Source organism: Arthrobacter sp. CC3, from assembly GCF_039907775.1.
In the GTDB taxonomy this organism is placed as follows: Bacteria; Actinomycetota; Actinomycetes; order Actinomycetales; family Micrococcaceae; genus Arthrobacter.
This window is the reverse complement of the sequence record NZ_JARCCY010000005.1, coordinates 1-11,921: the sequence shown is the minus strand read 5'-3', so window position 1 is coordinate 11,921 and position 11,921 is coordinate 1. Positions and strand designations below refer to the sequence as shown.

At 66.0% G+C, this 11,921-nt stretch carries 10 protein-coding genes and 2 tRNA genes; 1 reads left to right on the top strand and 11 read right to left on the bottom strand.

Annotated features, from left to right (window positions below):
• Window positions 1-55: 55 nt before the first annotated feature.
• The 4 genes from PV761_RS04395 to PV761_RS04380 all read right to left on the bottom strand — a co-directional run bounded on the left by PV761_RS04395 (window position 56) and on the right by PV761_RS04380 (window position 5,005).
• Window positions 56-1,762, bottom strand: coding sequence for an alpha-amylase family glycosyl hydrolase (locus PV761_RS04395; protein ID WP_347894723.1), 1,707 nt, complete (start codon window positions 1,760-1,762; stop codon window positions 56-58).
• A 72-nt stretch (window positions 1,763-1,834) separates the two neighbouring features.
• On the bottom strand, window positions 1,835-2,734 hold the full coding sequence (locus PV761_RS04390) for a carbohydrate ABC transporter permease (RefSeq protein WP_347894721.1): 900 nt from the start codon (window positions 2,732-2,734) through the stop codon (window positions 1,835-1,837).
• The gene (locus PV761_RS04385; protein ID WP_028269641.1) at window positions 2,734-3,678 is read right to left on the bottom strand and encodes a sugar ABC transporter permease; all 945 of its coding nucleotides are present in this window, start codon (window positions 3,676-3,678) and stop codon (window positions 2,734-2,736) included. The genes PV761_RS04390 and PV761_RS04385 overlap by 1 nt, the downstream gene beginning before the upstream one ends.
• Before the next feature lie 25 nt (window positions 3,679-3,703).
• Window positions 3,704-5,005, bottom strand: a complete 1,302-nt coding sequence (locus PV761_RS04380; protein ID WP_347894718.1) for an extracellular solute-binding protein — start codon at window positions 5,003-5,005, stop codon at window positions 3,704-3,706.
• A gap of 225 nt (window positions 5,006-5,230) precedes the next feature.
• On the opposite strand from PV761_RS04380, the gene PV761_RS04375 reads away from it, so the two are divergent.
• Entirely contained in the window at window positions 5,231-6,433 is a 1,203-nt protein-coding gene (locus PV761_RS04375) for an ROK family protein (RefSeq protein ID WP_347894716.1), read from the top strand.
• A gap of 18 nt (window positions 6,434-6,451) precedes the next feature.
• Here the strand turns inward: PV761_RS04375 and PV761_RS04370 are convergent, their stop codons facing one another.
• From PV761_RS04370 to PV761_RS04340, 7 genes are all read right to left on the bottom strand, one after another.
• The gene (locus PV761_RS04370) at window positions 6,452-8,023 is read right to left on the bottom strand and encodes a Na+/H+ antiporter (protein WP_347894714.1); all 1,572 of its coding nucleotides are present in this window, start codon (window positions 8,021-8,023) and stop codon (window positions 6,452-6,454) included.
• 103 nt (window positions 8,024-8,126) lie between these two features.
• A complete protein-coding gene (locus tag PV761_RS04365) occupies window positions 8,127-8,786 on the bottom strand; it encodes an SDR family oxidoreductase (protein ID WP_347894712.1) in 660 nt (219 codons plus the stop codon).
• Window positions 8,787-8,795: 9 nt separating this feature from the next.
• A complete protein-coding gene (locus tag PV761_RS04360) occupies window positions 8,796-9,737 on the bottom strand; it encodes a hypothetical protein (RefSeq protein ID WP_347894710.1) in 942 nt (313 codons plus the stop codon).
• Window position 9,738: 1 nt separating this feature from the next.
• Entirely contained in the window at window positions 9,739-10,323 is a 585-nt protein-coding gene (locus PV761_RS04355) for a sigma-70 family RNA polymerase sigma factor (protein WP_347894708.1), read from the bottom strand.
• Between the two features lie 70 nt (window positions 10,324-10,393).
• Window positions 10,394-11,224 (bottom strand): membrane protein insertase YidC, encoded by an 831-nt coding sequence (gene yidC / locus PV761_RS04350; protein WP_347894706.1) that lies wholly within the window; start codon window positions 11,222-11,224, stop codon window positions 10,394-10,396.
• Between the two features lie 168 nt (window positions 11,225-11,392).
• Window positions 11,393-11,466, bottom strand: a tRNA-Met gene (locus PV761_RS04345).
• A gap of 61 nt (window positions 11,467-11,527) precedes the next feature.
• Window positions 11,528-11,599: transfer RNA gene (locus tag PV761_RS04340), tRNA-Thr, on the bottom strand.
• Between the last annotated feature and the right edge of the window lie 322 nt (window positions 11,600-11,921).

Sequence of the window (11,921 nt, the reverse complement as noted above, 5' to 3'; positions counted from 1 at the left end):
CCCCGGGGGGGGCCCCCCCGGCGGGCCCCCGCCACCTGTGCATAAGTCTCAGTTGTTAGCGCAGCCAGACGGTGGTGTTGCCGGGCAGCAGCTTCCCGTCCAGCGGTGCGCTGCTCAGCAGCACCTCACCGGCCGGGAGCTCAACCGGCTCGGCACCGAAGTTGGTCACTGACTGCCAGCCGCCGTGGCGGGTGAACTGCAGCACCTTGGGGTTGCCGGTTTCCACCCACTCCAGTTCCTCGGCGGTCTGCAGTTCGCGGCGCAGCTTCAGGGCCTTGCGGTACAGCTCCAGGGTGGAGCCCGCCACTCCGTCCTGGGCGTCGACTGCGTACCGGCCGAACCAGGCCGGCTGGGGCAGGTGGGACCGGCCTTCGCCGAAACCGAAGGACGTGCCCTCCGTGGCCCAGGGCAGCGGCACGCGGCAGCCGTCACGGCCGATCTCCACGCCCTTGTTGCGGAAGAAGGACGGGTCCTGGCGCTCCGAGTCCGGAATCTCGGCGACTTCCTGCAGGCCGAGCTCCTCGCCCTGGTACAGGTAGGCCGATCCCGGGAGGGCCAGCATCAGCAGGCTGGCCGCCCGGGCGCGGCGCAGGCCCAGCTCGACGTCCAGTTCCTCGGCCGGTGCGCCGGCCAGCAGCCAGCCCTTGCCGTCCTGGCCCTTGGCGTGGACGCCGCCGCCCATCGGCAGGCCATAGCGGGTGGCGTGCCGGACGACGTCGTGGTTGGAGAACACCCACGTGGAGGAGGCGCCGGTGGCCGTGGCTTCGGCGAGGTTCCGGGTGATGATTTCGTGGAACTCGTCGGCGTCGAAATCGGCCTGCAGCAGGTCGAAGTTGAAGGCCTGGCCCAAACCCTGGGGGCTGGCGTAGCGGGCGCGGCGGGTGGCGTGCACCCAGGCTTCGGCGACGGCGGTGCGCGGCGGGTTGTACTCGTTGAACACCTCGCGCCATTCGGCGTAGATCTCGTGGACCTCGTCGCGGTCCCAGAACGGGTGCGAGCCGTCGGCAAAACCGTCAGTGCCGGTGTTCGCCTCGCTCAGTTCGACCTTGGAGAGCAGCGGCTCCGTGAGGTCCTTGGTGAGGGCGTGCGCCACGTCCACGCGGAAACCGTCCACGCCACGGTCGGACCAGAAGCGCAGTGTCTTCAGGAAGTCGTCGCGGATCTCGCGGTTGGACCAGTTCAAGTCCGGCTGTTCCTTGGCGAAGATATGCATGTACCACTGGCCGGGGGTGCCGTCCGGTTCAGTGATGCGTTCCCAGGCGGGACCGCCGAAGACGGAGTCCCAGTCCGACGGCGGCAGCTCGCCGTTCTCGCCCAGGCCGTCACGGAAGATGTAGCGCTCGCGGGCAGCAGAGCCCCGCGGGGAGGCCAGCGCTTCCTTGAACCATTCGTGCCGGTCGGAGGAGTGGTTCGGGACGATGTCCGCGATGAGCTTGATGCCGGCTTCGTGCAGCGCGGCGGACATTTCGGCGAAGTCCTCCAGGGTGCCCAGCTTGGGGTCCACGTTGCGGTAATCGTCAACGTCGTAGCCGCCGTCGGCGAGCGCCGACGGGTAGAACGGGCTGAGCCAGACGGCGTCGATCCCCAGTTCCTTCAGGTACGGAACTTTGGCCGTGATGCCCTTGATGTCGCCCAGGCCGTCACCGTTCGAATCCGAGAAGCTGCGCGGATAGATCTGGTACACGGAGGCCTGGCGCCACCAGTTGGGATCGGCTGCGAGGTTTGAATCGGACAGGGTTGCCAGAGTGGCGGTGGTGGACAAAGGAGATTCCTTTTCTGGTGTTGGTTGTTCTTTGGTAAAGGGAAAAATGGATGAGTGCCCGGTAGGTGCGTCCTACTTCACTGCGCCTCGCATGACTCCGGACAGTACCCAACGTTGGGCAAGGATGTAAACCACCAGCGTGGGCGCCATGGCCATCAGGTAGGACGCGAAGGCGAGGCTGTAGTTGGTGTTGAATTCGCCCTGGAACAGCATCTGCACCACCGGCAGGGTCTGCAGCGCGGGATCCGCAATCAACATCTGCGGCAGCAGGAAGTCGTTCCAGGAGCCGAGGAAAGCGAAGATCCCGACGGTGGCGTTCATCGGAGCCAGCAGCGGGAAGATGATCTTGCGGAACACCTGCCACGTGGTTGCGCCGTCCATGCGGGCCGACTCCTCGAGCTCCACGGGGATGGAGCGCACGAAGGCGATGTAGAGCAGGGTGTTGAACGAGATGCCGCCGAGGACGTGCAGGAACACGACGCCGGCCGGGTTGTCCAGGCCGAGCAGGGCAGTCTGCTTGATCAGGGGCAGGATGATCACCGGGAACGGGATGAACATCGCGGACAGCAGGTAGACGAACGAGCCCCGGAAGAACCGGTGGTTCCAGTTCCGCGCAATAGCGTAGGCCACCAGGGAGCTGCTGGCCAGCGAGCCGAGGACGCTCAGCACGGTAACGAACGCCGTGGACATAAAAGCCCGCGGGAAGTTGGTGGCCACGTAAGCGGCGGCGAAGTTTTCCCAGTTCATCGGGTTCGGCCAGGCGAGGCCCGTGCCGGTGCCGATCTGGTCCGGGGACTTGAGCGCCATGGCAACGGTGAAATAGAGCGGCAGCAGGACGGTCAACGATGCGGCCAGCATCAGCGCGGTGAGCCACCAGTTGATCTTGAAGCCCTCACGGTTGGACCGGCGGTGGCTGCGGACGGGGGCGTCCGCCGTCCGCTGTTTGGGAGCGGCAAGTGTGGATGCGGTCATTAGAGTGAAACCCCCCGGCGCTGGATGAGGCGCAGCTGGATGACGGAGATCAGCAAGGTGATCAGGAAGTAGATGACGGCGTTCGCCATCTGGTAGGAGTAGTCGCCGCCGGTGAAGCCGGAGAAGATGCGCATGGCCACGGACTGCGTTGCCATGCCGGGGCCGCCGCCGGTGAGGCCCACGATGATCTCGTAGGTTCCGAGGAATCCCTTGAAGCCGAGGATCACATTGATTACGAGGTACCCCATGATCAGCGGGAGCGTCAGGCTGAGGAACTGCCGGAAGCTGCCGGCGCCGTCGAGGTCCGCGGCTTCGTAGACCTCGGAAGGCACGCTCTGGAGGCCGGCCAGGTAGATGATGGTGGCGCCCGGCGCCGCCTGCCACACCGTGACGAGGACGATGGCGAGCCAGGCAAGGTTCTCGTTGGCGAGGATGCTCGTGGCCAGCGGGGTGACGCCGAACCGTTCGGCCAGCACGGGAAGCGTGTTGGAGAACAGGTAGTTGAACACAAAGGAGACGATCAGGGCGGAGAGCACCATGGGGATGAAGAACACGGTGCGGATGCCGGTGCGCCATTTGATCTTCGCATTGAGGCCCAGCGCGATCGCGAGGGCCACGATGTTCACCACCACGGTGGTGGTCAGGGCGAACACAAACGTGAAGATGTAGGACTGCAGGACAGCGGGGTCCTTGAAGATGTTGACGTAGTTCATCAGCCCGATGAACTTCCAGTCGCCGTAGCCGGCGTAGTTGGTGAGGCTGAAGAAGACGCCCACGAGTGCCGGCAGGGTGATGAAGAAGGCGAACAGCGCCAGGACGGGCACCACCATCCAGTAGTACGTGGGGTCGATCCTGCTCCTGGACCGGACGGTGCCGGCGGCCGACGCGGGGCTATTGGGTTCTGCGGGAGGGGCTGTCTGGGCCACCCGGGATGTTGTAGTCATTGAGGCTCCTGGAGTCGGGTGGGGGTCAGACCGCGGTACGCTCGGCGACGCGGCGCCATTCGTCGTCGAGGGCGGCGAGGAACTGCTCGCCGTTCTTGCTGTACACAAAGGACTGGATGTAGTTGTTCACGGGCACCGACGGCGGGAAGTAGGTCACAGCGCCCTGGAAGTAGCGCGCCTCCTGCACCGCCGCGTTCAGTCCGCTGATCTGCGGATTGCTGACGGCGGGGGCGTCCTTGAGCGGCGAGAATGCCGCGTTCTTCTCGTTGTACGTGTTCACCACGGACGGTTCCAGCAGGTAGTTGACGAACCGCTGTGCCGCAGCCATGTTGGGCGTGTTCCGGGTGATGGAAAGCGCCATGTCCACGTTCACGCGGGCCTTGGTGTCCTCCGGGTTGTTGGTCACCGGCAGCGGGAAGCTTCCCAGCCTGATGTTCTTGTTGGCCGCCACCAGCTGTGACAGCGCCCACGGACCCTGCAGGTACATGGCCGCCTGCCCCTTGGCGAATGCCGCGTTGCCGTCCGCGTAGTTCTTGCTGGCCGCGCCGTTCTGCGAGAACGAGGCGAGCTGGAGCATCCTGGGGAGGGCCGGGCCGAAGCTGTTGGCAAACGATTCGGGGGCATCGCTCGTGATCCTGGCACCCTGGGCGTAGAGCTTCGTGAAGAATTCCCCGACATCCAGCGCCCCGCCGGACGCGTAGTCGAACATGCCCTGGGCGAGGGTCCACGGGTCCTTGTACGTTCCATAAATCGGCGCGATGCCGGCGGCTTTGAACTTCTCGCAGGCCGCGACGAATCCGTCCCAGGTGGTGGGGACGGAGACGCCCTGCGCCTCGAAAATGTCGCGGTTGTAGATGACGCCGGCTGCCGCAAGCGAGAACGGCAGGGCACTGATCTCGGTCCCGTTGTACTGGCCCCAGGAGTTGACGAGCTCCTGCATCTTCGGATCGATGGTTTTCGCCACGGGCATGTCCGAGAGGTCGGCGAAGATGCCCTTCTTGACGAAGTCGGCGGTGGCCTGGGCGAAGCCTCGGGTCACAACATCCGGCGGGTCGTTGCGGACGAGGCCCGGAACAAAGTTTCCCTCGTTGAAGTCCTGGACCACGCGGATGTCCGGGTTCAGCGCCTCGAAGTCCTTGATCACCTGGTTGAAGTAGTCCACCACTTCGGGCTTGTTCTGCATGAAACGCAGCGTGGTGGTTCCGGTCTGTGCCGCGGGCGATGCGCCGCAGGCGGACAGCGGAATCATCAGGGCTGCTCCGGCGAGGCCGGCGGTCCGGAAAAGGGCACGCCTGCTGAGCAGCGATGCGGGCAGGGCCGCGTTCACAGGGCGGGGGCTGACGTGCGGTGGCGGCTGGGCTGTGCTTGCGGTGCGGGCTGGCAGTGCTTCAGGGTGCGGTTCACAGTTGCTCCTTTGCAAAAGGCTGAGTGAAGGGCTGGAGGTAGAGCCTGCAGTCGGCGGCCGTCCGGTCCACGTTGCTCTAAGTTTATATGGAATCTAAATTTAGTTCCTCAAGTATTATGTGGTGCAAAGCACAGAGAGGTCAACACCATGTCTGAAATGACGGCGGCAACGCCCCAGCTGCTGCGGCGTGTGAGCGCCGGGGCAGTGCTTGAATTCATGCGCGCTTCCCAGGCGGTGACGGTCACGGAGGTCATGGACGCCACAGGGCTCACACGGGCCACCGCCATTGCCGTCTGCGAGGACCTCATGCAGCGCGGCTGGATCAGGGAGCTGGAAAACCAGCGGGCATTTGGCGGCTACCAGAAGGGCAGGCCGGCGCGCCGGTTCGAGCTCAACGAGCGCGCCGGGTGCGTCCTGGGCATGGACGTGGGCATTTCCAAAGCGACGGTGGTGGTGTCCGATCTCCGCGGCAAGGCCCTGGGCAGGTCCAGCCAGCCGTTCGCCGGTGCCGAGATCACGGCGGAAGAACGGGTCGCCGTCGTCGACCGGACCGCCCTGATGGCCCTCCGCAGCGTGGGCGCCTCCCCCGACTCCGTGCTCGCCGTTGGTGCCGGAATCGCCGCACCCGTGGACCGCAACGGCGATGTGCTGGTGACCCAGCACTTCTGGGGACTGTTCGACGTGGGCCTGCGCTCCGCGCTCAAGGACCTGCACGGCTGGACAGTCCTCCTGGAAAACGACGCGAACCTCGCCGCACTGGGTGAGCGCTGGCGGGGTGCGGCGGCCGGTGTGGACGACGTCGTCGTGATTCTCGCCAGTGAACGCCTCGGTTCGGGAGTGATCGACGGCGGGCGGCTGCTGCACGGCCGTGCCGGCGGCGCAGGCGAGCTTGCATTCCTTGACATGGTGGAGGGGGTCGGAGACACCTTCGGCATCGCTGCCCTGGCCCGCACCTGGGCCGCCGAAGCCCTTGCCGGGAAGGCCAGGACCTCGCTCCGGCAGCACGCAGCCGACGGCGTCGAGGCGGAGCATGTTTTTGCCGCTGCCTCCGCCGGGGATGCCGTTGCCCTGGACATCCTCGACCGGCTGGCGGACAGGATGGCCAGGGTGATCGGGGCCGTGGCCACCATCATCAACCCGGAGCTGGTGGTGATTGGCGGCGCCGTGGCGAACTCGGCAGGCGTGCTGCTGGGGCCGATCGCTGAACTCCTGCCCGGGTACACCGCCACTCCCCCGGCCGTGGCGGCGTCCCCGCTGGGCGACTCGATCGTGACCGTGGGTGCCGTCCGTTGCGCCCTGGACTTCGTGGAGAAGAACACGCTTGACCTGGAGCTCGCGGCCCCCGCCTAGCCAACGTCCGCGCTGGTCCTACTCCGGCATGATCATGGTGCGCAGATCCAGCTGGCGCAGCACGCGGTCGGCCACTTCCGGGTCCATGTCCGGTTCGTTCCGGGCAGCCACCACTTCCTGGCGGGCGGCATCGAGCGCAACGGTCTGCACGGCAATGGCCAGCTCCCGCCCGCGCCGGCGCTTCTCGTCCAGGGATTCGTTCCGGAGGCTTCCATCCAGCAGTTCGGCGTGCAGCCTCGTCATCTTTTCCTTGACGAGCGCCACCTTCTCCGGCGGGAGCTCCTTGACGAGGTCGTTGTCCTTGAGGGCGGCGATGGCGGCCTGCTGGGCGCGTTTGGCCAGGACCCGGGCCGCGTCCCGTTCCTCCGAACCGTCTCCGGTGGCCTTCAGGACTTTCATCAGCCAGGGCAGTGTCAGGCCGGGCAGCACCAGGGTGGCCAGCAGGACCGCGCAGGCGATGACCAGCAGCTGGTCCCGGGCCGGGAACGGCGTGCCGTCGGCCAGCGTCAGGGGCAGCGCGAGGGCAAGCGCCAGGGTTGCGAGGCCCCGCATGCCGCACCAGGTCAGGATGAGGACTTCCTTGGCGGAGGCGGGCTGCAGCAGGTTGCTGTTCTTCCGCGCCGAGGCCGCCAGCAGGGCCAGCCACAGGAACCGGACCGCAAACACGATCACGCACACCACCGCCGCGGTGCCGATCATGCCGTAGATCTCCGTACCCTCGTCGTGGATGACGTGGCGGATTTCCAGCCCCACCAGCCCGAAGGCCAGCCCGGTCACCAGGAGCTCCACCACGTCCCAGAACGCCGTGCGGGTGACCCGTTCAGCGGCGTCCTGCGGCCTCGAGTGCCGCTTCATCTCCAGTGCGGTAACCACGACGGCGATCACGCCTGAGGCGTGCACCTCTTCCGCCAGGATGTAGGCGGCAAACGGCACCACTAGGGTGACCGCGCTGCGCGCCACCATGGAGGTCACCAGCCGTGTGATCAGCGCCGTGACCCAGCCCATGGCGATGCCGACCAGCACCGCAACCGCAGCCCCCACCACAAACTTGAGGACGACGTCGGGCCCTATCCTGCTGCCCGAGACGGTGGCCGCAACGGCGGCCTGGAAGATGACGATGGCGGCGGCGTCATTGAAGAGGCCCTCGCTTTGCAGGACCGTGATGAGCCGCCGCGGCATGTGCACGCGGCCGGCCACGGATTCCACGGCCACCGGGTCCGGCGGAGCCACCATGGCCCCCAGTGCGATCGCGGCGGGAATTCCGATGCCCGGGATCATCAGCCAGGCCGCCCCTGCCACGGCAGCGGTGGACACGACCACCAGGGCCACCGCGAGCATGATCAGCGTGCGCCAGCGGACCCGGAAGACGGCCCAGGAGCTACGTTGGGCCGTCGCGAACAGCAGCGGCGGCAGGAAGATTGGCAGGATCAGCTCCGGCGAGATGTCCATTTCCGGAAAGCCGGGGATGAAGGTCAGCGATGCCGCCAGGATCAGCATGAGCACGGGATAGGGCAGCCGGAGCTTGTCCCCCAGACCCACCGCCACCACTGTGGCAAGCAGCAGTCCGATAATCAGTGCCAGCTGGTCCATAGGCTCACTCTCCCCGAAGTGGAGGCGCCGCAGTGCTCTGCAGGCGCCTCCACCACGATATCGGGTGCGGGCCGGTGGCTACTCTGTGTTCAGTGGGCGGGGCCTACTGCGCCGGCTGCAGTGCTGCTGCGACCGGCAAGGTGCCGTCCCGGAACTCGATGGTTCGTCCGGCGGTGTCCGGCAAGCCCAGGACCGCGGCCGTCACGAGTGCCACGTTGGCCCTTGACGTGGCGGTGCCGGCGGAGGTGTCCGCCGGATCGACGTCGATGAGGCCGTTGCCGGGACCGTCCGTCAGCGTGCCGGGGCCCAGGACCGTCCAGGACAGGTCCGTGCCGCGGAGGTGCTGGTCCGCGGCGGCCTTCGCCTCGGCGTAAGCGTGGAAGCTGTTGTCCGCCGGGACTCCGTGGTCCGGTCCGGCACCGAAGTACGACACCATGACGTAACGCCCGACGCCGGCCTCCGCCGCCGCTTCCATCGAACGGATGGCCGCGTCCCGGTCCACCGCATAGGTGCGTTCGGGGCTGCCCCCGCCGGCACCGGCGGACCACACCACGGCGTCCTGGCCTTTGAGGGCGGCGGCGAGTTCCGCCGTCGTCGAGTGTTCAACGTCCAGGACCGACGGCGTGGCGCCCGTTGCCGCGACGTCCTCCGTATGGTCCGGGTTGCGGAAGAAGGACGTGACGTCCTCTCCTTCCGCGGTGAGAATCCTGGCCAGTTCCAAAGCCACTTTGCCGTGGCCGCCGATGATTGCGATGCGCGTCATTGACCCAGCTTACGAGTACCTGAGGCTGAGGAGCATGGTCTTCAGCTGCGCATACCTTTCGCTAGCCATCCATTCCCTCGCGGCATCGGGCGTGGCGAAGACGGGCTGTTTCTCAAAGTCGAACACGACAGATGCCGACATGACACCGTTGGACAGGCGGATCTGGTTGGTGCCGGAGGTGTCCTGGGTGGGCAGGAATTCCTGCGCCAGCCTGACGTCCATGAAGTAGTAGTCGGGGGTGCTGTCCGCGGGCCCGGTGGGGTCCGGCATTCCGGGATAAGTCACGGGAAGGATCTGGTCAGCGGCGAAACCGAACTCGGCAGGGTTCCCTGATGTGTCAGTGAGGCCGGGTACGGGCGCGTGGTCAAGAACGGTGCGCTTGACGCTGCCTGCCGCCCCGTCGCCGTACATCCCGCTGAGGACCCGGGCCACCTCCGCGCCGGTGTCGTCAGTCACCACCGCGACGACGGCCCCGGCCTTCGCCTCCTCAGTCAGGTATGGTCCCTGTTCCGTCCGGACGCTCCACTCCCGCGGGTGCGAAAAGGACAGGTGCCCGTCAGGGAAGGCGAAGGTTCCGAGGGCTGCGGGCTGGGCGGGCGCCGTTGCCTGTGGTGTCGGCGTCGCCGCCGTTGGCGTCGCAGCTGTTGGCGTCGCCGCCGGGCTTTCCGATGAGGTGACGGTGGCGGCCGGCCCTGGCGCGGACGTCACCGGGCCGAGGTTGGTGGCCGCCAGCACACCGGCGGTGACGGCGGCAGCTGCCAAGGTGATCACGCCGGCCAGCCGGGCGCGCCGCAGCCTGCGTTCCTCTAGCGAGGCTGCTCCGGCCGGGAGGCGGTCGCTGAATGCGGCCGGTCCGGACAGCATCCGACGCAGCGCCGCTTCGCCGTCCGGGGTGGATGGATCGTTGCGCACGGGATCGGTCGCGGAAACCATGTTCTTGATCGGATCCATTTCAGGCACCCATCCTCTGTGTGATCGATTCTGCGCCCGCAGGCATGTTTTTCCGGAACGCCGCTCGCGCCCGGTGCAACCGGACTTTGGCGGCGGACTCGCTGCACCGCAGCACACCGGCGATCTCCGCCGCGCCCAGCCCGTCCCAGTAAGCAAGCTGGAGAATGTCCCGGTCCTTCTCCCGCAAACCGGCCAGGGCATCATGCACGGCCAGGTTTTCGGATCCGTCTCCGAAACTCAGGACCGCCGTGGCACGCAGCTTCTCCTGCAGCGCCCGCTGGCGGTCACGGCTCCGGTACGCATTACCGATCAGGTTCCGGGCAATCGTCAACAGCCAGGCGATGCCGGGGCACTCCTCGTCGGATTCTTTCTGCCACACCACCCGAAAGACATCGGCAGCGATTTCCTCCGCTACCTCCGGGGATTCCACCCTCCGGCGCACGAACCTGAAGACCGCTGGATAACTGTCTTTGTGTAACGCGATAAACGCCAGTTCACGCTCGGAAAGCACGATATCCCCCTGATGAGTAGTCCTGAGCCGCCCTCTATCCGTATTGTTTCCGGCCAGCCGCGGCCCGTTACGCACGACTCAGGAAATCTTGCGCCATCCCCGGGCCGGCGCTGTCCAGAACTGCGCCGGGTCACCGCTGCCCGGATCACCGTGGCGAGGGAACCGGACCGTTGCCGGGCGCAGCCCGCCGCGTGACGACGAACTGCTGTGCCAGCGTCCAGAGGTTGGAAATGGTCCAGTAGATCAGGACACCGATGGGGAAGATGATCCCGCCGGCCCCGAAGACGACCGGAAGGATGTAAAGGATCATCTTCTGCTGCATCAGCACAGGACCCGTCGGGACTTCCTCGGACGGGGTCCTGGCCATGATCAGCTTCTGCGTGAAGAACTGTGCTGCCGTCATGGCCAGGATCATCACGATCGAGAGCGTCCAAACGGCCACCACGTTGCCGCCCGCAGGTGTGCCGTGAAGCACGGTGGCGGACAGCGGAGCATCGAAAATGCTGGACTGATCGAACTGCACCACCTGCTCGTGACTCATGGTGCCGATGCCTTGACCCTGAGCCGCCGCAGTGGAGATGCCGGAGAGCACCTGGAAGAGGGCCAGGAAGAAGGGCGTCTGGATCAGCAGGGGCAGGCACGCCGAGAACGGGTTGGTTCCGTGCTTCTTGTAAAGCTCCATCTGCTCCTGCGCCATGGCCTGGCGCGACAGTTGGTCGGTCTTGCCCGTGTACTTGTCCTGCAGCTTCTTCAAGTCCGGTTGCAGGCGGCGCATGCGGCGCTGGGCGTTGACCTGTTTCAGGAACACCGGGATCAGCGCGGCGCGGATGACCAGCACCAGCCCGACGATGGAGAGCGTCCAGGTCCAGCCGCTGGCGGCCTGCATGCCAAGGGTTGCCAGCCCATCGTGGAAGCCCACCATGATGACGGACACCAGCCACTTGAACGGAAGCATGATCGCTTCAATGAAGTCCACTGAGTTCCCCGTCCGCCAGTTGCTGCAAAGCTACTGCGAATCATGGCGCTTGTCACGGTGCGGGCCTGCGGCACGGCCGCCCGCCGGGACGGGAAGGGAAACCTGCACGGACCGGAACGGAAAACAGGAAAGCCCCCGGAATCTTGTGAATTCCGGGGGCTTGTCCTGTAGCGGTGGGGAGGCTCGATCTCCCGACCTCACGATTATGAGTCGTGCGCTCTAACCAACTGAGCTACACCGCCACGAATGAGAAAAACCTGCATCAACCGGTCAAAAACCGCCTTGACACAGGCCCTCATTCAGAGCCCCCCACCGGAATCGATCCGGTGACCTCGTTCTTACCAAGAACGCGCTCTACCACTGAGCTAGGGGGGCAACGAGTAAATACTCTACCGGAAGATTCCGCTCCCAACAAATCGGCGGCGCCACAGCCCGTCAGTGCGGACAAATCACCGGAAAAGCGCGTAAAACCGGGCCAAAAGCTGCCCCGGCGGCCCTGGCGAAGGTGCCGCGAGGACGGCCCGCCGGTCCGATGTGACGAAGCGAACACTGACGGATTCGGGGACCGGTTAATCGAGTAGGTGGGTCGGGTTTCCCGACCCACCTCTCACACCACCGTACGTGCGGGCCTCGCATACGGCGGTTCGCTAGGTCGTTTGAAAACGATCCCACGCAGTGCGAAAGAAAATGAGGCCGT

Coding starts and splice junctions, on each gene's coding strand:
- PV761_RS04390 (WP_347894721.1), bottom strand. CDS start 2,734: ATGACCGCATCCACACTTGCCGCTCCCAAACAGCGGACGGCGGACGCC.
- PV761_RS04375 (WP_347894716.1), top strand. CDS start 5,231: ATGTCTGAAATGACGGCGGCAACGCCCCAGCTGCTGCGGCGTGTGAGC.
- PV761_RS04385 (WP_028269641.1), bottom strand. CDS start 3,678: ATGACTACAACATCCCGGGTGGCCCAGACAGCCCCTCCCGCAGAACCC.
- PV761_RS04365 (WP_347894712.1), bottom strand. CDS start 8,786: ATGACGCGCATCGCAATCATCGGCGGCCACGGCAAAGTGGCTTTGGAA.
- PV761_RS04370 (WP_347894714.1), bottom strand. CDS start 8,023: ATGGACCAGCTGGCACTGATTATCGGACTGCTGCTTGCCACAGTGGTG.
- PV761_RS04360 (WP_347894710.1), bottom strand. CDS start 9,737: ATGGATCCGATCAAGAACATGGTTTCCGCGACCGATCCCGTGCGCAAC.